The sequence below is a fragment of the Subdoligranulum sp. DSM 23681 genome (genome assembly GCF_057005535.1).
Map to the genome: position 1 here is coordinate 368436 of NZ_CM168050.1, position 21352 is coordinate 389787.

The window sequence follows — 21352 nt, forward strand, 5'->3', positions numbered from 1 at the left end:
GTGTTTAGTATAGCACGAAATTGCAAACAAACAATAAACAAAGATTGAAAAAAGGTGGGAAATTGCACAAAAGACCAGTCTGTTGTCCCTTTTTGAGAGAGGGTGACGAAGCTGTCCGGCCATGTGAAAAAACACAAAAAAGCAGGCAGCTGCCGGGGCCGGAAAGGGCCTGCGGAAGCTGCCTGCCGATAGGAGTGCGTCAGCGTTTGTTCAGAATATAGCACTTGACCTCATGGGGCCGGAGGGTGGGGCGGATATGGAAGCTCTGCACGGTGCTGTGCTCCGTCTTGGGGCGGGAGGTTTCCTGCATGATCTCCACCTGGTCCGCGGTGGGATACTGGGGCGCCCCCAGCTTGAGCCAGTTGTGATAGGCGGAGGTATCTTCGTCCAGGGTGTACACCGTCTGGTCATAGGTTCCCTGCAGTTCCAGCGACAGATCCACCGTCAGTTCCTTGTTCTGGAAAATTTCCTCCCGCCGGGTCTCGGTGAGTTTGCTGCGGTCACCATCAGCAAATTCGTCGGTATAATAGCAGTAGTTCCAGACAATGACCTGATAGTTGTCTCCGCTGCGGGCGACAACATGGTCCTCGCCCACTTCCAGAATTTCTTCGCCCAGTTGGTTGAGCATCCAGAAAGCCCAGTAGGAAGGCTTTTTCACGTTATCCACATTGATGAGGCCGAACCCGCCGTGGAACGGACTGCGGCCGGGGCCGTTCTCCTCAAAAATGTCGGTAAAGGTCCAGTATCCCAGGCTGTCCACCTTGCCATAGTTCTGGGTATAGTTGTACAGAAGGAACGAGGCCATGAAGGGGGTGTCGTGCACCAGATCCCGGGGACTGGGGGACGAATTCCATTCGGTGAGCATGATCTCCGCATCCGGGTAGGGAGAACCGTCTACGATGGAGCGGATGTTGTCCAGGAACTGCAGGCAGATATCCTTGCCGATGTATCCCATCCGCTCGGAGCCGTCGCCGTCCAGCGCCCAGCATGTGGGGTACGGATGGGCACAGAAGAAATCCACCGGCAGATGATTTTCATTGGCATAGCGGATGAATTCTTTCAGATATCCCAGGCCGTCCCGAAAGTCGGCACCGCTGGTGGAAGGGCCGCCCACCTTATATTCCGGACAGACCGACTTGACCGCTTCGGCCGTGACGGTATACAGCTGGAAATATTCCTGCTGGGTGCCCCGGAAGAAGGAATCCAGATTGGGCTCGTTCCAGATTTCAAAATACCAGGTCTTGAGTTCTTCCTCCCCATACCGTTCCGTCAGATGCAGGATGGTGGCCCGGACCAGGTCATGCCACTTCTGATAATCGGTGGGAGGGCAGCCGTTGGCCTTCCACCAGAAGGTGGTGTTGGGCACTGTGGCCAGCTGGATGGGCATAAAAGCCAGCTCCAGGAAAGGCCGGATATGCACCGACAGCAAAAAGTCAATGAGTTTGTCCACATATCCGAACCAGTAGACGGGATTGCCGTTTTCGTCCTCATCGTATACGGCCATATCATCATGGAAAATGCCGTGGAAGCGGACATATTCAAAGCCGATGTCCTGCTGCAGTTCCCGCATCTGTTCCTGAAAGTCGGCGCGCAGCCCCTCGGTGGCCCGACCGAACGCGATACATTTTTTGAAGTATTTGTCGTTTTTCATGGTGGTTCCTCGCTTGGCAGATAACGTTTTCCGGTCGGGCTTTGCCCGCCGCCTTACAGGCACAGTGTACTCCCCGCAGCCTTGCCAACACAAGCAATATGTTTTATACTTATAGACAAAAGTTCAGGTGGTGGCATATGATCGATTTTGAGGCGAACCGTTCGGACAAGCGGGAATATCTGTATCACAGCACCAACACGGACTTTGTTTTCCGCAAACATATGCATCGCAGCTTTGAACTGAACTATGTATTTGCAGGCGAACTGCTGTGTGAGGTGGATGGACACAAGTTCAGTGCCACAGCCGGCGAGGCGGTGCTGACCCTGCCGGGGCAGATCCATTCCTTTGCTACCGAGACGTTCAACGAAAGCATTCTGTTCATCTTTTCCAACGACTGGGTGGAAGATTTCTGCAACGATATGCGGGGCACGCGGTTCCTGCCCCCGGTCTGCCGGTTTGAGAGTGATGCCTTTGTACAGATCCTGTGTGATCCGCGCACCAGCAAATACCGGATCCGGTCTGTACTGTACGACGTGTGCAGCCGCTTTTATGAGACATGCGACCGGGAGAAAGCCAATGAATCCGACTACGCCCTGACCAACGCCATCGCCGCCTACATCGAGGAGCATTACCAGGAAAAGGTCACCCTGACAGGCATGGCGGAAGCGCTGGGATACAACCACTGTTATCTTTCCGGTTTCTTCAACCGGCATTTCGGGGTCGGGTTTTCTGCCTATGTCAACGGATATCGCATCCAGTATGCCAAAGGGTATCTGGCCGCCACCGACAAGAAAATCACCGAAATCGCCTCCCTGTGCGGATTTGAGACCATCCGCAATTTCAACCGCATCTTCCGCCAGGAATTCGGCATGACCCCCAACGAATACCGGCGCCTGCATACCGGTAACTGAATCCATACAAAAAGCCCGCCTTCCCTCCCAGGGAAAAGCGGGCTTTGTCAGTATGGGATTACGGTATCGGCTCAGACATCTTCCTTGCTGCCCATGAGCCAGGTGACCCAGGCGCCCAGGGCGGCCAGCACCAGGCCCACAATGAGTTCGACCACCGAGAAAGCGCCGAAGGCATTGGCCGAGTACAGGATGGCAAAGGGAGAGGACAGGATCAGGCCAATGATGGCGGCAAACGTCTGGCTAGGGAAACGGTTGAACAGATACTCAATGATCTTGGCAATGAGGAAGATGCCCAGCACCACACCGACGGCAAAGGGAACCAACAGCAGGCAGTTGTGCACCACACCGCCGAAGTCGCCGTCCTTGAGCATGGTCACCGTGCCGGTGACCAGCGAGAGGATGGTGCTGTAATAGCCCAGGACCATGAGCACCATGCTGCCGGACACACCGGGGATGACCATAGTGGCACTGGCGATCAGACCCAGCAGGAACAGGATCACGATGGTGACCGGATCAATGGTCAGGGTCTTGATGGCACCCTCGGCCCCCTGTACCAGCGGCAGGCCCACGCCGATGGCCAGCAGCACCAGGAAGCTGATGACCTCTCCGGCGCCGATACGGCGGGAGGGCTTTTTCTCGATGTTCTTGCGCAGGTTCATCCACAGGATGGGCAGGCCGCCCAGGATCAGGCCCACAAAGGTCAGGCAGGTTGCCAGCACAAAATTGTTGAGCAGATATTCCAGCAGGAAGCCGAAGCCCACAATGCCGATGACCATGCCCACCCCCAGAGGGATCAGCAGGCGCATGCTTTTTTTGAAGTGCTTGAACAGGCCGGTGACCGCGCTGATCAGCTTGTCGTAAATACCCATGGACACCGCCATGGTGCCGCCGGAGACGCCGGGAATGACGTTGGCGATACCGATGACGATACCGCGCAGGATGTTCAGTACAGCGTTCATTCTATGTGTCTTTTCTGTCAGGAGTTTTTCACACCGAAAGGCCGCGCCGCTGTTGGCGGGCGCAGGCTCACAATGGCTAATAATACCGCATACCGCCTTTGGGAGCAAGGGGGCGCGGAAAGTTTTTCCCTGTCTGACGGTCAGATTTTGCGCATATATGGGATATTGAACAGCAAAAAGCGGCAGCTACACCAAAAGCAGCTGCCGCCGGAAAGTTTTTACCGGGAAAGGGTGATGGATGTTTCACTGCCGCCGAAAGCCTGCCGCAGTTCCTCGGCGGAGGCATCCTGAATGGTGGCCAGACGGGTGTAGGCCCAGGTGTTGGCGCCATAGAAAAAGACGATGGAGTCCCCCTGGTACAGCATCACATCCCCCGGCCGGGTGGTGATGCGGCTGTCCGCCTGCGGCAGAGCCTGGGGCAGACTGCCCACCTTTTCAAAACCGCCGTAATTTTCCGCCTGGATGGTGACGGGGCCGTCCGCCAGCAATTCCATCAGGGCTTCGGCGGCTTCCGTCTCCACCGGGACGGCGGTAAAAGTGGTTTCTCCGATCTGAATCTGCATGATGGCTTCCTCGCTTTCTTTCTGTGGCGTCTCTTCCCCGCTTGCTTGCTCAGGGGTGGCAGGTGCTGCCGCGGCCGGGGCAGGGGTCGGCTGTACCGGAGTCTGCACCGGCTGCTGGCGGGCACAGCCGGTCAGCGCCACCATCAAAATGACCGTGGCCGCCCGCAGAAAGCCGGTTTTCACCACAACCCTCACAGGCTGGCCCGCAGGATGGTGATCACATCCTCCCGGGTCAGGGTCTTGTAGCCGCCGGTGAGCAGGAAAGTACCGTCGGCGATGCCCTCGATCATCTCCTCGGTAACGCCCAGTTTCCGGATGTTCATGACCACGCCCAGTTCCTTCATCCAGCCTTCCATGGCGGAAAGTCCGGCTTCGGCCAGTTCCTTTTCGGTCTTGCCGGTGGGATCAATGCCCCACACATTGGCGGCAAACCGGGCAAACTTGGCCGTTCCGTAGGGCAGGATGAACCGGTAATAGGCCATAGACACAGCAGACAGGGTCATGCCGTGGGTGGCATCGGTGTAAGCACCGATGGACTGCCCGATCATATGCACTTCCCAGTCGGTGGATTTGCCCATAGCCAGCAGGGTGTTCAGGGCCCAGGTGGCCGCCCACATGATGTTGCTGCGGGCCTCATAGTTCTGCGGGTCCCGCACCGCGATACGGGAGCTGTGTACCAGAGAGCGCATCAGACCTTCTGCTATGTAGTCGGTGGTGTTGTCGTCCTCACCGGAAAAATACTGCTCGCAGATATGGTTGAAGGCATCATAAATGCCCGCCACCATCTGGCGCATGGGCACGGTGTAGGTATAGGTGGGATTCAGGATGGTGAAGCGGGGCATGACATTGCTGCCGAACACATGGCCGATCTTGCGCTTCTGTTCATGGTTGGTGATGACCGAGCCGCCGTTCATCTCCGAGCCGGTACCCACCATGGTCAGCACGCAGCCCACCGGGATGATGGGATTGTCCACCTCTTCCATGCGCAGGTAGTATTTGTCCCAGGGGTCCTCGGTGCACCAGGCGGAAACCGAGACCGCCTTGGCGTAGTCACACACGGAACCGCCGCCCACGGCCAGAATCAGGTCCACCTGATGGTCTTTGGCCACCTGGCAGCCCTCATACAGCTTTTCCACCGTGGGGTTGGGCATGACGCCGGGTACCTCAAAGACCTGCTTGCCGCAGTCCTGCAAAATGGAAAGGATCCGGGCATACAGACCGGATTTTTTTACCGAACCGCCGCCGTAGGTCAAAAGGACCTTGCTGCCGTATTGCGCCAGCTCTGCGCCCAGCTGGTCCAGGGATTGTTCGCCGAAATGAACACGGGTGGGATTGCAGTAGGTAAAGTTGCCAAGCATGGGGATTCTCCTTTCTGAAACAGAGGTTCATGCGCATCCGCCGGTCTTGCAGCTGCCGATGCGCTTGCAGATGATCTCGCCGTGGGAGTCCGGGTCGTCCCGGATGACCTGCCCCACTTCCGGCAGTTCGATCCGGCCGGAACGGGGGTTCTTGATGCTGAGAACCGGCGTGGTGATGGTGGCGCGGACTTCACTCTTTTCAAAAGCCAGGTCGGTGTCCACCATCTCGCAGTTGATGAGCTGCAGTCCCTTGCAGTAGCACAGGGGCTGGGTACCGATGATCCTGCAATTCTCAAAGGTGACGTTCTCGCAGTACCAGGCCAGATACTCCCCCTTTACCACGCTGTTGCGCACCACCACGTGTCTGGCATGCCAGAAAGCATCCTTGGTGTCGAAGCTGCAATGGTCAAAGGTAGCATCCTGGATGTACTGGAAGGAGTATTTGCCTTTCAGGGTCACGTTGGTGAACTGCAGGTGGTCCGACCGCATCATGAAATATTCACTCCGGGCGGTGCAGTCTTCCATGGTGATGCCCCGCACCGACCAGCCAAATTCCGGAGAGTCGATGTCACAGCGGCGCACGGTCACATTATCGCACTCCCGCAGGGCCTTGATGCCGTGAAGGCTGGTATCGGTGATGGTAACGTTGCGGGAATACCACAGTGCGGCGCGGCAGAGTTCGGTCATCTCGCCGTCGTGAATCACCAGGTTGGTATCATGCCAGAAGGGATACCGCAGATTGAAATAGCAGTGTTCCGCCGTGATGTCGGTGCCTTCCTTGAAGGCGCTCTCCCCGTCTGCCGGCCCGTCAAAGCGGCAGTCGGTGACAAAGATGCCTTTCTGCCCGTACAAGGCCCGCTCTTCATCAAAAGTCTGGTTTGCAATCCGTTTCATGGATGAGTCATCTCCCGTTGTCGTTGTCGGATGCCGGACTGTCCAGGCAGTAGGCCAGATAGTCCAGACAGCTGATCTGTTTTTCCTGCTTATGGATGCGCTGCAGCAAACAGCGGCGCTGTTTGGCCAGCAGGCGCATCTGTTCCCGGTGGTCACCTGCCTGCCAGCAGGCCAGAAAGCCTGCAGCGGCCTGCGGCGTAAAACCAGCGTCCTTCAGGTTCTGGCGAACCGTTTCCGGGGTAAGTTCCTGTGTTTCCATCCGGCCGTCCTCCCGTTCCTCGGCAGACTTTTTCCCGTCTGCCTTGGTATGCTCTCAGTGTAGTCCTTCTGCCGCAAAATAGCAAATACTTATATTTTATATTCAGAAATGCCTTGCAGGCATATCATATTTCTGGTAGTATAGGGACAATAAAGGAAGTACAGGAGGATCTTTTATGGAATTACGGGTACTGCGGTACTTTTTGACCATTGCCCGGGAAGGCAACATCACCAATGCGGCCAACGCCCTGCATGTCACCCAGCCAACCCTGTCCCGCCAGATCCACGATCTGGAAGAGGAGCTTGGCCAGCAGCTGTTTGTGCGCGGCAGCCATAGTGTGACCCTGACCCCGGAGGGAATGCTGCTGCGCAAACGTGCCGAGGAGATCCTGGATCTGGTGCAGAAGACCGAGCAGGAGTTTGCCCAGACGGAGGAGGCCATTTCCGGGGAGGTGTACATTGGCGCCGGTGAGACGGTGGGGGTCCATTACCTGACCCGGGCGGCCCGACAGCTACAGGAATCCTATCCGGACATCCGCATCCATATTTCCAGCGGCGATGCCACCGACGTGCGGGAGGATCTGGACAAAGGGCTCATTGACTTCGGACTTTTGTTTGCGCCGGTGGATCTGTCCCGGTACAACGTGATTCATCTGGCCTACCAGGACACCTGGGGTGTGCTGATGCGCCGGGACAGCCCTCTGGCACAGAAAGCAGCGCTGCGTTTGTCCGATTTGAAAGGACAGCCGCTGATCGTATCCCGGCAGATGTACAAGACCAGCCGGCTGCAGGAATGGTTCGGAGAACCGGCCGGTCAGCTGCAGGTGACCGGCACCTACAACCTGGTTTACAACGGGTCCCTGATGGTGGAGGATGGTATGGGATACGCCATATGTCTGGACGGCATCATCAATGTGACCGGCGACAGCCCGCTGTGTTTTCGCCCGCTGGAACCCAGGCGGCAGGCAGACATGTACATTGTATGGAAGAAATACCAGATCTTCTCCCCTGCCGCTGAGCGGTTTCTCAATGTGCTGCGGGATATGGAAAAAGCCTGACAAACTTTATCCGCGGCAGGGACAGGAAAGACAAAAAAGAAGAGAGATTGCCTCCCCCATTTCCGGGAAAGGCAATCTCTCTTTTTTGGTTGTACCGGTCCGTCCGCCCCGTTTGGTCTGCCAAGGCAGCCTGGGTACGGCAGGTTACTGTTCTTCGGCGCGTGCCATAGCCAGCTGGAAGTCCCTGGTATCGGTGAAGATCTCGTTGGTGTAGGGGTTCTTCTTCTGCTCGATGGAGCGCTTGATAATGATGGCCAGCACGATGACATTGGCAGCCAGGGCCAGCAGTGCAATGACGCCCTGCATGGTGGGGTCGGCCGCCGTGGGATGGGTGGCCGGATCCATCACGCCGTCCACATACAGCACGGGAATGGTGGCAAAGACGCCCTGATCCTGGAACAGCGGGAAGACCTGGGCAAACATGCACCACAGGGCCAGGGTGTTGGCGCGGTTCTGGATCCAGCCGCCCTTGTTCCAGAAGGCATTGGCAAAGGTGGGCGCCAGCAGCAGGGCCAGGCCGCAGTACCAGGCATGGGTGGGCAGGTTGTTGTAGGTGTACTCAAAGTTCCACAGGTCGTAGGCCACGATGTAGAAGATGGTCATATCCGGCCAGAGCATGTCCTGCTGTTTCTTGGAGGAATAGATGCCCCACCAGCCGGTCATGCACAGGATATTCAGGATACCGGCGATGCCGTTGACCCAGTTCCACCAGCCGCCGTAGACCCAGACTTCCTCGCTGGACAGCCACCAGCGGCTGCCGGTTTCGGCCAGGGCCATGGCGCCGCGGATGCCGGACTCGAAGTCGCTGGCCACCGCGATGAGGATGTTGATGCCCACAATGACAAAGGGGAAGGCCTTGAACCAGTGGGTCTTGCCGATGCCCCACTTATACTTGAGCATCATGAAGCCGATGCAGCCGATGGTAGCGGCATAGAGCTTGGCATAATGGAACCAGCTGTTCATGTACAGGTAGGTGGGATTGTTCAGCGCCCACTCTGCCCCCATGGAGGCACCCACGGCCACCGCAATGAAGTAGACCGTCAGGCCTGCAGGCAGAATCAAGAAGCAGAAGATGCCGCCCTGCTTGGTGCAGCGGGCCAGCTCATTGACGAGAATGAGCCCCACAAAGACCAGCAACCATCCGAACAATTGCCAGCCGGCGTTTTCGCCGTAAATCTGAAACAACATACAAAATTCCTCCGTTCAAAAACGTTCTATGTTACGGCATATCCGGGGAGGAAGATTCTTTCGGCTCCGCTTCTTCCCCCTCGGGCACCGTAATATCCCGGATCATGGTTTCGTTGCCCTGGATCAGGTGGGTATGTCCGCTGCCGCATCCGGGGCAGGTCCTGCCGTGGGCCACGGTGGGGTACACAAGGCCGCATTCCTCGCAAAGGGTCTTGGCGGGGATGGTCTCCACCTGCAGTCGGGCGCCGCGCAGCATATCGGATCTGGCCGCCGCCCAGTTCCAGCAGTCCTGAAGGTAGTCTTCCAGCACGCCGGAGACCTCCCCCAGTTCCAGCGTCACCGCGTTGACCCGCTTGACGCCGTTCTGGCGGCCCACTTCTTCCACGCTGCGGATGATATGAAAGACAATTCCCAGTTCGTGCATCTCAGTCTTCCTTCTTGCCGAACCGGATTCTGAATTCCCGCTTGAGCATATAAGGCAGGATGGCCTTGAATTTATCCTCGCTGCGTACCATGGTGCTGCACTCGGGGCGTTCACGAGAAAGGTGGATGGCGTCGAATTCGCACTTGGTGGTGCAGACGCCGCAGCCGATGCACTTGTTGGGGTCCACCACCGAAGCGCCGCAGCCCAGGCAGCGGGAGGTCTCCTTCTTGACCTGTTCCTCGGTGAAGGTCTGGTGGCCGTCCCGGAAGGAGCGGTGATAGTCGATATCCTGGGCCATGCCGGCCACCTGACGGGCGGTGGTATCGTAGCTTTCCAGGGCCAGGTCGGTCTTGTCCAGCTCGATGAACTGGCGGCGGTTGCGGCCGATGGTCATGCTGGTGTTGGGCTGGACAAAGCGATGGATGGAGACAGCCCCTTCCTTGCCAGCGGCGATGGCGTCGATGGCAAACTTGGGACCGGTGTACACGTCGCCGCCCACAAACACGTCGGGCTGGGCGGTCTGGTAGGTCAGGGGATCAGCCACAGCACGGCCGCCCCGGCCCAGTTCCACCTTGCTGCCTTCCAGCAGATTGCCCCACTGGATGCTCTGGCCGATGCTCAGGAACACATGCTCACATTCCACCGTGACGGTGTCGTTGTCATCATAAGTGGGGTTGAAGCGGCCTTCGGCATCCAGCACCGACAGGCAGCGTTTGAACACCACGGCCGTGGCCTTGCCGTTCTCGGTCAAAATCTCCTTGGGGCCCCAGCCGCAGTGGACCTTGGCACCCTCTTCCTCCGCCTCGGCGACCTCGCCGGGTGTGGCAGGCATCTGGTCCCGGGCTTCCAGGCAGAACATATCCGCCGAGGAAGCACCGCAGCGCAGACCGGAACGCACCACGTCGATGGCTACGTTGCCGCCGCCGACCACCACAATGCGGCCGCTGAGATTGATCTTTTCCCCTTCGTTCACGCGGTGGAGGAACTCCACAGCGGTGACCACGTTGGGGGCGTCCTCACCGGGGACACCGGCCTTGCGGCCGCCCTGGCAGCCGATGGCCAGATAGAAGGCCTTGTACCCCTGGGCACGCAGCTCGTCCAGGGTCACATCCTTGCCCACTTCCACGCCGCAGCGGATCTCCACGCCCATCTGACGGATGATGTCGATCTCGGCTTCCACCACGTCCTTTTCCAGTTTGTAGGAGGGGATGCCGTAGGTCAGCATGCCGCCGGGCTTCTGATTCTTTTCAAACACGGTGGGATGGTAGCCCTTTTCAGCCAGATAATAGGCGCAGGACAGCCCCGCCGGACCGGCGCCGATGATGGCGACCTTCTCACTGAAGCCGCCCCGGTTGGAAGGCGGGTTGATGGGCGGGATGTAGCGGGTGGCCGCTTCCAGGTCCTTCTGAGCAATGAACTTCTTCACCTCATCAATGGCCACCGCCTGGTCCACGGCGCCGCGGGTGCAGGCATCCTCACAGCGGCGGTTGCACACCCGGCCGCACACCGCCGGGAAGGGATTTTCCCGCTTGATGAGAGCCAGCGCTTCGGTATAGCGGCCCTGGGCAGCCATCTTCAGATACCCCTGCACCGCAATGTGGGCAGGGCAGGCCGTCTTGCAGGGAGCGGTGCCGGTGTCGTAGCAGTTGATGCGGTTGTTGTCCCGGTAGTCGATATCCCACTTTTCCGGGCCCCACTTGACATTGTCGGGCAGTTCCTGGCGGGGATACTCCACCGGCCCGTGGCTGGTGCACAGCTTCTGGCCCAGCTTGACCGCACCGGCGGGGCAGTACTCCACGCAGCGGCCGCAGGCCACGCAGTTCTCCGGGGTAACATGGGCCACATAGGCGGAACGACTCATATTGGGGGTGTTGAACAGCTGGCTGGTGCGCAGGGCGTTGCAGATGTTCACGTTGCAGTTGCAGATGGCAAAGATCTTGTTTTCGCCGTCGATGTTGGTGATCTGGTGCACAAAACCGTTGTCCTCGGCCCGCTTCAGGATGCGCATGACCTCGTCGTAGTCCACATAGTGGCCCTTTTTGGTCTCCACCAGGTAGTCGGCCATGTCACCCACACCGATGCACCAGTCCTCCGGGTCATCGCCGCATCCCTCCCCCATCCGGGCCCGGGACATACGGCAGGAACAGGGACTGGCCGCATATTTGCCGTCGTACTTTTTCAGCCAGTGGGAGATGTGCTCGATGTCCACCGACTGGTTTTCGGTCTCGATGGCCTTTTCCACCGGGATGACATGCATGCCGATGCCGGCGCCTCCCGGCGGCACCATGGCGGTGATGTGTTCCAGCGGCAGGAAGGTCATCCGTTCAAAGAAGGCGGTGACTTCGGGGTTGTTTTCGATCTGGCTCTTCTGCATATTGAAGAACTCGGCGCTGCCGGGTACGAACATGGGCAGCACGTACTGCTTTTCATGGCGCTCGTTCTCCCAGTTGTATTCCAGCAGGCCCACATAGCTCATCTGGTACAGAAGGGGTTCCAGCTCCTCGGCGGATTTGCCGGTGACCTTGACCAGTTCGGGCAGGGTCATGGGTTTGCGGACCTTCATCTTCAGGGCCACATCCGCCATCTCATCGGTGATGAGCCCCGCCAGACCCCAGTACTCCGGGTCTTCGGCGGTGAGGGGACGCAGTTTGGCCGGGATACGGTCGGTGATCTTCTGGCCCAGTTTGAGGATCTTTTCCCGGGGCTTTTCGTCCTTGGGAATCTTGAAGGGCAGCTTGCTCTCGTCCAGAGGAAAATGGGTCTGGCTCATGGTCGGTTCCTTTCTGTGTAGTGTCCTTACTGCTTGTCCGGATTTTTCCAGGCCGCAACCTGGGTGCGCAGCCAGTCGGCCCACTGGTCAATCCCCTCCCCGGTGCGGGCACAGATGGGAATGACCTTGGCTTCAGGGTTGCGCATGCGGATGTATTCCTTGCATTTTTCCATATCGAAATCAAAGTAGGGCATCACATCGATCTTGTTCACCAGCACCACATCGCAGACGGTGAACATCAGCGGATACTTCAGGGGCTTGTCATGGCCTTCCGGCACCGAGAGGATCATGGCGTTCTTGACCGCGCCGGTATCGAACTCCGCCGGACAGACCAGGTTGCCCACGTTTTCCAGAATGGCCAGGTCCACGTCCTCCAGGCCCAGGCCTTCCAGTCCCTGGCGGGTCATATCGGCATCCAGGTGGCACATGCCGCCGGTGTGCAGCTGGATGGACTTGGCACCGGTCTCGGCAATGGCTTTGGCGTCCACGTCCGAGTCAATGTCCGCTTCCATGACGCCGATGCGCATCTCATCCTTCAGCGCCTCGATGGTACGCCGCAGGGTGGTGGTTTTGCCCGACCCCGGCGAGGACATGAGGTTGAGCAGGAACACGCCTTTTTCCTTCAGCTGGCGGCGGACCTCATCGGCTTCGCGGTCGTTGGAGGCAAACACGCTCTGCTTGATCTCCAGAATCTTTACCTTTTCCACGGGAATCGTCCTTTCTCCTCTGTTTGTGGTTCTGCCACACGCCGGCACATTGGCCGGAGGCACACTTTCTTTTGTGAATAGTTTAACGCTCATTGAGAAAATGGTCAATAAAGTCCGGCCATTTCCGTGAATATAGAAAAAGCAAGGCTTTTTATTTGGTGAAATGTATGATAAAATTCATGTATGGTATGTGGTATAGCCACAGCCCAGAGAGGAGGTCCGCCATGGAATTTGAAAAGCTGAATGCGCCCAGTCTGAAGGATCTGTTCATCCAGCAATTGCAGCGGATGATTCTGTCCGGAGAACTGGCTGTGGGGACGCAGCTGCCCCCCGAGCGGGAGCTGGCCCAGCGAATGCAGGTAAGCCGTGCGGTGGTGAACGGAGGCATGGCCGAACTGGCCAAACAGGGCTTTGTGGAGGTGCGGCCGCGGCAGGGCGCCGTGGTGGCGGACTACCGCCGCCGGGGAAACCTGAGCACCCTGATCGCCATCATGGAGTATCAGGGCGGCGTGCTGGGAAAGGAGGAGGTCCAGTCCATCCTGGAAGTGCGCATGGCGCTGGAACATCTGGCGGTGGCCAACGCCATTGACCGGGCTTCCGACGAGGCCCTGGACAGACTGGGCAAGCTGCTGGCCGCCATTGCGGAATGCACCACCCCGGCACAGGCTGCCGAAGCTGCCTGGACATACCAGCATGAACTGGCCCTGGTAAGCGGCAACAGCATCCTGCCCCTGATCTACTATTCCTTCAAGCCTCCGGTCATTACCCTTTGGACCCGGTTCTGCCGGCTATACGGTATCGGGGCATTGTGCCGCAACACCGAAAAACTGTACGATCTCATCCGTGCCCGGGACAAGGAAGGCGCAGCCCGGTGGATCGACGAATATCTGGGGCAGGCCATTTCGGGCAATCAACAAATTTATACCGAGTAAATCCATCATATGGAAAAGAGGTAGAATCCCATGAATCTCCAATGTCTGGACCGGCACTGTGCGGTCATTGACAAGCAGGATGTGGTGCATTTTTTTGATGAGCTGGCTGCCGGCTGGGACCGGGACCTGGTCGTGGACCGGGACAAGATCAACCTGATTCTGGACGCAGCCGGCATTGAGCCCGGTGTGCGGGTACTGGATGTAGCCTGCGGCACCGGGGTTCTGTTCCCCTTTTACTGCCAGCGGCAGGCGGCCCATGTGCTGGCCGTGGACATTTCCCCCGAAATGACCAAAATCGCGGCGAAAAAGGCACAGCCGCCCATCCGGGTGATGTGCAGCGATATCCAGGCTTTGCAGGGCAACGGTGATTATGACTGCTGCGTTGTCTACAACGCCTTTCCCCATTTTGCCGATCCGGCCGGATTGCTCCGGGACCTGTCCGGCTGGCTGCGCCCGGGAGGACGCCTGGCCGTGGCGCACAGCATGAGCATCGCCCAGCTCAACCGGCATCACGCCGGACGTGCGGCCCGCGTGTCCATGGGGATGCTGCCTGCCGCAGAGCTGGCCGAGCTTTTCAGCCCCTGGTTTGATGTGGATACAGCCATTTCCGACCAGGAGAAATACATCCTTTCGGGAACCAGAAAGATGTCGTGACCCCATCCGTTTATACAGAAAACCGTCCGGGACATGCCGCGCACGTCCCGGACGGTTCCGTTTTATTCGTGAATTTCGATGGGCAGGCCATCCGGATCAAAGAAAAAGGTCATCTTTTTGCCGGTGTAGTCGTCCAGACGGACGGGCTCACAGGCGATTCCCAGGTTTTCCAGTTCCTGCACGGTTGCCTCCATGCTGTCCACATGAAAGGCCAGATGGCGCAGACCGCAGGCTTCGGGCCGGTTCACCCGCCTGGGCGGGTCCTTTTCCGCGAAGATTTCCAGCTCTGTCTGCTCGTTCACCCGCAGATCCAGCTTCCAGTCTTCCCGGTCCGGCCGATAGTTTTCCCGCAGGATCGGAAAGCCCAGTTTTTCCACATAGAAAGTCTTGGCCGCCTGGATATCGGAAACAATGATGGCAATATGATGGATGGCATTCAATTTCATGCCGGACACCTCTGTCTTTCCTGTTGTTCATCTCTGTGGTCGGGGCTGTCGCTTCCCGTTTGTGCTTATTGTACCATACCGGCCTGGTGCCATACAACCGATCCCGCCGTTTTACTCGTCGGCAGCCGCATCAAAACTGCCGGTGGTGTCCAGCGTGATGGCAGACTGCCGCCGCACTGAGGTTCCCGCTGCCGGGTACAGGCTGGTGACCCGCTCTCCATCCCCGATGACGGACGCTTCCAGACCGTATTCCGCCAGCTTCTGCCGTGCGGCTGCCACCCTCCAGCCGGAAACGTCCGGCACCTGGGTGAAGTATTTTTCCAGCTCGGCTTCGGTATAGCTGGGTTCGATGCCCAGATACGGCAGGGCCTGTTCCAGGACCTCGGCGCAGACCGGCCCGGACAGCGCACCGCCGCTGGTGGTCCAGCTGTGGGGTTCATCCAGGCAGACCAGCACCGCGATTTTAGGGTCATCAATGGGTGCCACCGCCACAAAGCTGGCAATACGGGCAGAGGCATCCTCGCTGTCCAACTTCTGGCTGGTGCCGGTCTTGCCGCCCACCCGATAGCCGGCCACCGCACCGTTTTTTCCCGTTCCGTCTGTGACAACGCCTTCCATCAGGGTGCGCATGGCGGCGGAAGTCTGCTCCGAAATGACCCGACGCTTCACCGTCGGTTCCACCGTCCTGACCGTCTGTCCGTCCGCGTCGGTGACCGACTGCACGATATACGGCTGCATCAGGTTGCCCCCGTTGACGATGGCTGCCACGGCGGTGATCATCTGCAGATAACTGACCTTGCTGCTCTGCCCGAAAGAACAGCTGGCCAGCTCCACCGGCCCCATCCGGTCGGCAGTATAGTATTCGCTGCGCTTGATCTCCCCGGGCAGATCGATGCCGGTGGCTTCCCGCAGACCGAAAGCCGCAAAATAATCACAGAACGCCTCTTTTCCCAACCGGGCCCCCACCTGGATGAAGCAGGGGTTGCAGGAAGCCGCCAGCCCCTGAGCCAGGGTCTCCAGCCCGTGGATATGCCCGTTGGCGCAGCGGAACGTGGTGCCCGAAACCTTGATCTTGCCCGCACAGACAAACTGGGACTCCGGGGTGACCGCTCCGGTATCCAGGGCCGCCGCGCAGGTGATGAGCTTGAACACGCTGCCCGGTTCATACAGATCGCTGATGGCTTTGTTGCGCCACTGGGCCTGCTGGGCAACCTGCAGCGCCTGACTGCGCGCCTCGCCGGACAGGGCATTGACCGCCGCACGGGTCTCTTCATCCACAATGGTGCGCGGGTCATTGGGATCATAATCCGGCTTGGTGGTCATGGCCAGAATGGCGCCGGTCTGCACGTCCATGACGATCCCCACCCCCCGGGCTGCCACCCGGTGCTCGGTCACCGCCGCCGCGAGCGCCCCTTCCAGCATATGCTGGATGTTGGCATCAATGGTCAGGGTCAGGCTGTTGCCGGGTACCGCCGGCTGAAGAGTGCTGTACTCTTCCGGCATATCATACCCCCAGGCATTCTTGACTGTGAGGACCCGTCCGTTTTCTCCGGTCAGGTCCTCGTTGTATTCCAGTTCCAGCCCCCACAGACCGGCGTTGTCCACATCCGTGAATCCCAAAAGGCAGCCCATGAAATTCCCCTGGGGATAGACCCGCCGGGTATCCTGCCGGATCTGGATGCCCTGGGCGTCGTTTTCCTCACACCAGAGCCGGACCGCGTCGGCGGTGGCCCGGTCTACCCTGCGGCGCAGGAGGCAGTCATTGGAGCTGCGCTGGCTGAGTTTTTCCAGGGTCTCGGCTTCGTCAATGTCCAGAATGGCACTGAGCGCTTTTGCCGCAGGTTCCACCAGCTCATCGGCCAGTTCCCGGGGTGCAGCCCGGATGGTCCAGCAGGTCTCACTGGCCGCCAGCAAAGTGCCATCGGCCGAATAGATCTCGCCCCGGGCCGCCGGGACCACCGTATCCCGCAGCTGTTGGTCAGCGGCGCGGGCCGCGTACCCGTCCGGGTCCACCAGCTGCAGCCAGAACAGGCGCCCCAGCAGCCCGCCGAAGCAAAGCACCGCCAGACAGCCCGCAAACACCCGGATGCGGCGGCGGATATGCCGGTCAAGACCGGGTGTGATGGGCCGCCAGACAGAACCGGCCCTATCCGTCTTCTTTTGATTCATGGCGCCGCCCTCCCCTGTGTTGTTCTTTTCACAGAGGTATGCGGCCATCCGGAGCGGTATGCCCTTGCCCTTTGGGGGCATAGCGTGTATGATGAGAAAAAGGCAAAAAGAACGGGAGGATTTCGGATATGCAGCCATCCATCAAGGCCGTTTTGTATCACAGCACACCAGTGGGGCTTTTACGGCTGTGCGCCGATGAATCCGGGGTATGCGGGGTATATTTTGTGCGGCAGGCCACCGAGGCAGCCTGTCCGGAGAATACCTTGCTGCAGCGCACCGCCCGGGAACTGGATGAATACTTTGCCGGGAAGCGGAAGGCGTTTGACCTGCCCCTTTCCCTGCACGGCACACCGTTTCAGCTGCGGGTGTGGGCGGCGCTGCAGCAGATTCCCTACGGAGAGACCCGCAGTTATGCCCAGGTAGCCGCCATGGCCGGCAATGCCAAGGCCTGTCGGGCGGTGGGTATGGCCAACCACCACAACCCCGTCAGCATCCTGGTCCCCTGCCACCGGGTCATCAACGCCGACGGCGGACTGGGGGGATACGGCGGCGGGCTGGACGTCAAGAAATTCCTGCTGACATTGGAAAAAGGCTGCCTGTGAAGGCAGCCTTTTTTGTTGGTATTTATGCGCGGAACACGTATGTATCCAGACGGCGGAAGGCTTCCTGTACACGGTCCAGGGGCAGCGCCAGATTCATGCGGATGGCGCAGGGACCGTGGAAGGGACGGCCATCCTGCCATGCCACCCCCACGTCCCATCCGGCACGGAGCAGGTCATCCAGGGTACAGCCGTGGGCCGCACACCAGCCGCTGCAATCCAGGAACAGCATGTAGGTGCCTTCAGGGTGGGCCACCCGGACCCCCGGATACCGCGCCGCGATATGGTCGCAGGCATAGCGGACATTGCCACTGAGGACTGCGCAGAGTTCATCCACCCAACGGCTGCCGGCGTCACTGTACGCGGCGATGAGTGCGTGCATGGAAAGCACATTCATGGAATTGTAATGGGATCTGCCGCCCGCAGCCTTTACCCGGTCCCGCAGCCGGCTGTTGTAGATAATATGATAACTGCCGATGAGCCCCGCCAGATTGAAGGTCTTGCTGGGGGCATACAGGGCCACCGTGCGCTGTCGGGCATCCTCACTGACGGACTGGGTGGGGATATGCTTGTGCCCGTCCAGAAGAATGTCCGACCAGATCTCGTCCGAGATCACATAGCAGTCACAGCGGCGGTAGATCTCCATGGCCTGTTCCAGCTCTTCCCGGGACCAGACACGGCCACAGGGATTGTGGGGGCTGCACAGAATGGCTGCATGAATGTGGTTCTGGCGCAGTTTCTGTTCCATGTCCGCAAAATCCATCCGCCAGACGCCGTTTTCATCCAGATGCAGCGGGCTGTGCACAATGTGGTACCCGGCACTTTCCAGGCTGTGGGTAAAGCCGATGTAGGTGGGGCTGTGCACCAGGACCGCGTCCCCGGGAGCCGCCATAACCGACAGCGCGGATACCACACCGCCCAGCACGCCGTTCTCATAGCCGATATGCTCTCTGGTCAGCCCCTGCACCCCGTTGCGCTGTTTCTGCCAGCTGCAGATGGCGTCATAGTATGCGTCCGTGGGGCTGAAGTATCCGAAAGCCGGATGCTGGGCCCGCCGGGTAATGGCCGCGGGGATGTCCGGCAAGGTGGGGAAGTTCATGTCCGCCACCCACATGGGAATGACATCAAAACCGTCTTTTGGTGCACCGGGCGCTGTGCCATGCCCCACACCGTCCACCGCGATGGCATCCATGCCATGACGTTCCAGATGAGATGTAAAATCGTACTCCATACTGCATTCTCCTTTTTTCCCGTTCCGCATGGTTCGCACGGCCTGTTTTTCGGCAGAAAAAATTCCTGTTCCGCTTTGTGCAACTTGCCTGTTGCGAAAATTGGAAAATTTTGCTATCTTTTTTAATAAAGTGATATTCTTTTCAAATTTTGCTTACAAATCGGCTTGGCTGAGTCAAATATAAGGGAGAGTGTTCCTGTGAGCGACAACGAAATGTTAGAACTGGTCAAACAGTTCGTCCCTTTTTTGGGGGAAGTGTGCGGCTCCGGCACCGAAATTTGCGTGTATGATCTTTCCGTTCCGGAACAATCCTTGGTGGCCGTTTGTCATCCGCGGGCCGGCCACACTCCGGGCAGTCCCCTCCCCCAGGCATTGCGTGAAGTGGCGGATGCTGGTTTTTCCGCACCGCAGGACTGGGTCACGCTTCCCCCCGGGCAGGGTCACAACGCGGATCTTTGCTGCCGGGTATGCCCCATCGGCGACGCCGCACACCCCGCAGGGCTACTGTGCATAACCAGGGATCTCTCCCCCGCCAGAGAGCTGAACGGCGCTTTGCAGGCTGTGCTGGAACGGTTCGCGCTGGAACAGCCCCGGGAGGCAGCCCCTGCACTGTCCGTACCCACCCTGACTTCCATGATGCAGCAGCGTGTCTCCGACGTGATCCGGGAATACGGTATTCCGCCGGCCCGGATGTCGGTGCCGGAAAAAGTGGAAGTGGTGCACCGCCTCAGCGAAAGCGGCGTCATGAACATCAAGGGCGCCGTCAGCGAGATTGCATCACAGCTTTCGGTGTCGGTCCCCACCGTTTACCGGTATCTGAACCGCCCCGCCAAACCATAAGCCATCCCCAACGGCTGTCCCGCACGGGCAGCCGCCTTTTTTATTATACCGCCGTCCGGCACATTTTGGTAGTGGCTCTTCCTCCGGTGCAAAAAAGATGCGCTTGCGCCAGGTATCCCGGACTCTTCCCCTTTTTGCCGGTTGTTTGCCGGGTATTATGCCCCTGTCTCCGAAAGCAAAAAGCGCAATATTTATGCGTTTTGCATCGATATTGACATTTCCCCGGGCAGGGGCGTATAATAGCCGATACACGGCATTTTGCCGAAACATGTGAAGGGGAAGTGCATCCAGAAATGACAGACACGGCACAGATTCGGGCGGGACAGCCCATGTTCAGCCGTAAGGCCCTGCAGCGGCTGATTTTTCCCATGCTGCTGGAACAGCTTCTGAGTGTGACCATGGGTATGTCGGATACCCTGATGGTATCCGGCGTGGGCGAAGCGGCGGTTTCCAGCGTAAGTCTGGTAGACAGCATCAATATTCTGATCATCCAGATCCTGTCCGCCCTGGCCACCGGCGGCGCGGTCATCGGCAGCCAGTACATCGGCCGGCACGACGAGGACAATGCCCGCCGCAGCGCCGCCCAGCTGTACACGGTACTGGCGGTTTCCACCATTTCGGTCATGCTGGTCACCCTTCTGCTCTGCCGCCCCATTCTGCGGCTGGTATTCGGGCAGATTGATGACGACGTGATGAACTTTGCCCAGACCTATTTCATCATCAGCGCCATCTCCTACCCGTTTATCGGCGCGTACAACGCTGGCGCGGCTTTGTTCCGTGCCCAGGGTAACAGCCGCATCAGCATGCTGGCCAGCCTGGTCATGAACATCATCAACATTGCGGGCAATGCCCTTTTGATCTATGGATTCGGGCTTGGCGTACTGGGTGCGGCCCTGGCCACCCTGGTGGGGCGTATTTTCGCAGCCTGCTGGGTTTTCTGGCAGCAGCAGCAGTTTGAAAATCCCCTGCGCATTGAAAAATGGCAGGATATGCGCCCTGACCGGACCATGATCCTGCGCATTTTGGGGATCGGCATTCCTTCCGGACTGGAAAACGGCATGTTCCAGATCGGCAAGCTCTGCGTGAGCAGCCTGACATCCACCCTTGGCACGTCGGCCATTGCAGCCAATGCGGTGGCAAACTCCATCAGCAGCCTGACCAACATCCCCGGCAATACCATGAGCCTTGCCATGATCCCGGTGGTGGGGCAATGCCTGGGGGCCGGCGAGAAAAAGCAGGCCAAGCACTACGCCTGGCTGCTGCTGGGAATCGCGGTAATCGGACTGGCAGCCACCAACATGGCCCTGTTCCTCAGCGCTCCGCTGATGTGCCGTCTGTACAATCTGAGTCCCGAAGCCACCATCATGTGTGAGCAGGTCCTGCGCTGGTTTGCGGTGTTCAGCATCTTCTTCTGGGCATGCAGCTTTACGCTGCCCAATGCCCTTCGCTCCGGCGGCGACACCAAATATACCATGTCGGTGAGCATTTTCAGCATGTGGCTGTTCCGGGTGATCCTGAGCTACTTCTTCGTGCTGCAGCTGCACATGGGTCTGCTGGGCGTATGGCTGGGCATGTTCATTGACTGGATCTGCCGCGGCATCTTCTTTATGGTACGGTTCGTGCGCGGCAAATGGATGGAACACAAGGTGATCTGATCCTCCCTGCCAAATCAGAATCAGGCGGTGGGCCTATCGGTCCGCCGCCTGATTTTTTTGCTGTGAAAAACAAAAGGGGCCCGCT

General features: G+C 58.9%; 20 protein-coding genes. 7 read left to right on the forward strand and 13 right to left on the reverse strand.

Annotated elements, in window-relative coordinates:
- Positions 1-199: 199 nt before the first annotated feature.
- Positions 200-1651 carry a GH39 family glycosyl hydrolase gene (locus AC127K_RS01810; protein WP_483721351.1) on the reverse strand — a complete coding sequence of 484 codons (1452 nt, stop codon included), beginning with the start codon at positions 1649-1651 and terminating at the stop codon, positions 200-202.
- A 137-nt stretch (positions 1652-1788) separates the two neighbouring features.
- Here AC127K_RS01810 and AC127K_RS01815 point away from each other — a divergent pair, with 137 nt between their 5' ends.
- Entirely contained in the window at positions 1789-2562 is a 774-nt protein-coding gene (locus AC127K_RS01815; RefSeq protein WP_483721352.1) for a helix-turn-helix transcriptional regulator, read from the forward strand.
- A 71-nt stretch (positions 2563-2633) separates the two neighbouring features.
- Here AC127K_RS01815 and AC127K_RS01820 read toward each other — a convergent pair whose 3' ends face one another.
- From AC127K_RS01820 to AC127K_RS01840, 5 genes are all read right to left on the reverse strand, one after another.
- Positions 2634-3521, reverse strand: coding sequence for a DUF368 domain-containing protein (locus AC127K_RS01820; protein WP_483721353.1), 888 nt, complete (start codon positions 3519-3521; stop codon positions 2634-2636).
- Between the two features lie 218 nt (positions 3522-3739).
- Positions 3740-4267: a cyclophilin-like fold protein gene (locus tag AC127K_RS01825; RefSeq protein WP_483721354.1), complete on the reverse strand. Its 528-nt coding sequence runs from the start codon at positions 4265-4267 to the stop codon at positions 3740-3742.
- A gap of 8 nt (positions 4268-4275) precedes the next feature.
- On the reverse strand, positions 4276-5442 hold the full coding sequence (locus tag AC127K_RS01830; protein WP_483721355.1) for an iron-containing alcohol dehydrogenase: 1167 nt from the start codon (positions 5440-5442) through the stop codon (positions 4276-4278).
- A gap of 27 nt (positions 5443-5469) precedes the next feature.
- Positions 5470-6336: a DUF3737 family protein gene (locus AC127K_RS01835; protein ID WP_483721356.1), complete on the reverse strand. Its 867-nt coding sequence runs from the start codon at positions 6334-6336 to the stop codon at positions 5470-5472.
- 7 nt (positions 6337-6343) lie between these two features.
- Positions 6344-6595, reverse strand: a complete 252-nt coding sequence (locus AC127K_RS01840) for a hypothetical protein (protein ID WP_483721357.1) — start codon at positions 6593-6595, stop codon at positions 6344-6346.
- A gap of 175 nt (positions 6596-6770) precedes the next feature.
- On the opposite strand from AC127K_RS01840, the gene AC127K_RS01845 reads away from it, so the two are divergent.
- On the forward strand, positions 6771-7652 hold the full coding sequence (locus tag AC127K_RS01845; protein ID WP_483721358.1) for a LysR family transcriptional regulator: 882 nt from the start codon (positions 6771-6773) through the stop codon (positions 7650-7652).
- Positions 7653-7796: 144 nt separating this feature from the next.
- Here the strand turns inward: AC127K_RS01845 and AC127K_RS01850 are convergent, their stop codons facing one another.
- The 4 genes from AC127K_RS01850 to hypB are packed head-to-tail and all read right to left on the reverse strand — an operon-like array spanning position 7797 to position 12741.
- A complete protein-coding gene (locus AC127K_RS01850) occupies positions 7797-8840 on the reverse strand; it encodes a DUF5692 family protein (protein WP_483721359.1) in 1044 nt (347 codons plus the stop codon).
- Positions 8841-8871: 31 nt separating this feature from the next.
- Positions 8872-9264 (reverse strand): hydrogenase maturation nickel metallochaperone HypA, encoded by a 393-nt coding sequence (locus AC127K_RS01855; protein ID WP_483721360.1) that lies wholly within the window; start codon positions 9262-9264, stop codon positions 8872-8874.
- 1 nt (position 9265) lies between these two features.
- Positions 9266-12034 (reverse strand): FAD-dependent oxidoreductase, encoded by a 2769-nt coding sequence (locus AC127K_RS01860; protein ID WP_483721361.1) that lies wholly within the window; start codon positions 12032-12034, stop codon positions 9266-9268.
- A 26-nt stretch (positions 12035-12060) separates the two neighbouring features.
- Positions 12061-12741, reverse strand: a complete 681-nt coding sequence (gene hypB, locus AC127K_RS01865) for a hydrogenase nickel incorporation protein HypB (protein ID WP_294539128.1) — start codon at positions 12739-12741, stop codon at positions 12061-12063.
- 224 nt (positions 12742-12965) lie between these two features.
- Between hypB and AC127K_RS01870 the strand changes: the two genes are divergently transcribed.
- Positions 12966-13673 carry a FadR/GntR family transcriptional regulator gene (locus tag AC127K_RS01870; protein WP_483721362.1) on the forward strand — a complete coding sequence of 236 codons (708 nt, stop codon included), beginning with the start codon at positions 12966-12968 and terminating at the stop codon, positions 13671-13673.
- 30 nt (positions 13674-13703) lie between these two features.
- A complete protein-coding gene (locus AC127K_RS01875; protein ID WP_483721363.1) occupies positions 13704-14327 on the forward strand; it encodes a class I SAM-dependent methyltransferase in 624 nt (207 codons plus the stop codon).
- A gap of 62 nt (positions 14328-14389) precedes the next feature.
- Here AC127K_RS01875 and gloA2 read toward each other — a convergent pair whose 3' ends face one another.
- Together gloA2 and AC127K_RS01885 are read right to left on the reverse strand one after the other, a co-directional pair.
- Positions 14390-14773: an SMU1112c/YaeR family gloxylase I-like metalloprotein gene (gloA2, locus tag AC127K_RS01880; RefSeq protein ID WP_483721364.1), complete on the reverse strand. Its 384-nt coding sequence runs from the start codon at positions 14771-14773 to the stop codon at positions 14390-14392.
- Positions 14774-14884: 111 nt separating this feature from the next.
- Positions 14885-16942, reverse strand: a complete 2058-nt coding sequence (locus AC127K_RS01885; RefSeq protein WP_483721365.1) for a penicillin-binding transpeptidase domain-containing protein — start codon at positions 16940-16942, stop codon at positions 14885-14887.
- A gap of 128 nt (positions 16943-17070) precedes the next feature.
- Here AC127K_RS01885 and AC127K_RS01890 point away from each other — a divergent pair, with 128 nt between their 5' ends.
- Positions 17071-17544, forward strand: coding sequence for a methylated-DNA--[protein]-cysteine S-methyltransferase (locus AC127K_RS01890; protein WP_483721366.1), 474 nt, complete (start codon positions 17071-17073; stop codon positions 17542-17544).
- A gap of 22 nt (positions 17545-17566) precedes the next feature.
- Here the strand turns inward: AC127K_RS01890 and AC127K_RS01895 are convergent, their stop codons facing one another.
- Positions 17567-18772: a MalY/PatB family protein gene (locus AC127K_RS01895; protein ID WP_294539109.1), complete on the reverse strand. Its 1206-nt coding sequence runs from the start codon at positions 18770-18772 to the stop codon at positions 17567-17569.
- A gap of 198 nt (positions 18773-18970) precedes the next feature.
- Between AC127K_RS01895 and AC127K_RS01900 the strand changes: the two genes are divergently transcribed.
- Both AC127K_RS01900 and AC127K_RS01905 read left to right on the forward strand, forming a co-directional pair.
- Positions 18971-19612, forward strand: a complete 642-nt coding sequence (locus AC127K_RS01900) for a helix-turn-helix domain-containing protein (RefSeq protein ID WP_483721367.1) — start codon at positions 18971-18973, stop codon at positions 19610-19612.
- Between the two features lie 293 nt (positions 19613-19905).
- Complete coding sequence (locus AC127K_RS01905; RefSeq protein WP_483721368.1) at positions 19906-21267, forward strand: MATE family efflux transporter; 1362 nt, start codon at positions 19906-19908, stop codon at positions 21265-21267.
- The last annotated feature ends 85 nt before the right edge of the window (positions 21268-21352 follow it).

Excerpts from the sequence above, each read along its gene's own strand:
- AC127K_RS01870 (WP_483721362.1), top strand. The coding sequence starts at position 12,966 with ATGGAATTTGAAAAGCTGAATGCGCCCAGTCTGAAGGATCTGTTCATC.
- AC127K_RS01850 (WP_483721359.1), bottom strand. The coding sequence starts at position 8,840 with ATGTTGTTTCAGATTTACGGCGAAAACGCCGGCTGGCAATTGTTCGGA.
- AC127K_RS01845 (WP_483721358.1), top strand. The coding sequence starts at position 6,771 with ATGGAATTACGGGTACTGCGGTACTTTTTGACCATTGCCCGGGAAGGC.
- AC127K_RS01855 (WP_483721360.1), bottom strand. The coding sequence starts at position 9,264 with ATGCACGAACTGGGAATTGTCTTTCATATCATCCGCAGCGTGGAAGAA.
- gloA2 (WP_483721364.1), bottom strand. The coding sequence starts at position 14,773 with ATGAAATTGAATGCCATCCATCATATTGCCATCATTGTTTCCGATATC.
- AC127K_RS01815 (WP_483721352.1), top strand. The coding sequence starts at position 1,789 with ATGATCGATTTTGAGGCGAACCGTTCGGACAAGCGGGAATATCTGTAT.
- AC127K_RS01885 (WP_483721365.1), bottom strand. The coding sequence starts at position 16,942 with ATGAATCAAAAGAAGACGGATAGGGCCGGTTCTGTCTGGCGGCCCATC.
- AC127K_RS01810 (WP_483721351.1), bottom strand. The coding sequence starts at position 1,651 with ATGAAAAACGACAAATACTTCAAAAAATGTATCGCGTTCGGTCGGGCC.
- AC127K_RS01860 (WP_483721361.1), bottom strand. The coding sequence starts at position 12,034 with ATGAGCCAGACCCATTTTCCTCTGGACGAGAGCAAGCTGCCCTTCAAG.
- AC127K_RS01835 (WP_483721356.1), bottom strand. The coding sequence starts at position 6,336 with ATGAAACGGATTGCAAACCAGACTTTTGATGAAGAGCGGGCCTTGTAC.
- AC127K_RS01905 (WP_483721368.1), top strand. The coding sequence starts at position 19,906 with ATGACAGACACGGCACAGATTCGGGCGGGACAGCCCATGTTCAGCCGT.
- AC127K_RS01895 (WP_294539109.1), bottom strand. The coding sequence starts at position 18,772 with ATGGAGTACGATTTTACATCTCATCTGGAACGTCATGGCATGGATGCC.
- AC127K_RS01890 (WP_483721366.1), top strand. The coding sequence starts at position 17,071 with ATGCAGCCATCCATCAAGGCCGTTTTGTATCACAGCACACCAGTGGGG.
- AC127K_RS01840 (WP_483721357.1), bottom strand. The coding sequence starts at position 6,595 with ATGGAAACACAGGAACTTACCCCGGAAACGGTTCGCCAGAACCTGAAG.
- AC127K_RS01830 (WP_483721355.1), bottom strand. The coding sequence starts at position 5,442 with ATGCTTGGCAACTTTACCTACTGCAATCCCACCCGTGTTCATTTCGGC.
- AC127K_RS01875 (WP_483721363.1), top strand. The coding sequence starts at position 13,704 with ATGAATCTCCAATGTCTGGACCGGCACTGTGCGGTCATTGACAAGCAG.
- AC127K_RS01820 (WP_483721353.1), bottom strand. The coding sequence starts at position 3,521 with ATGAACGCTGTACTGAACATCCTGCGCGGTATCGTCATCGGTATCGCC.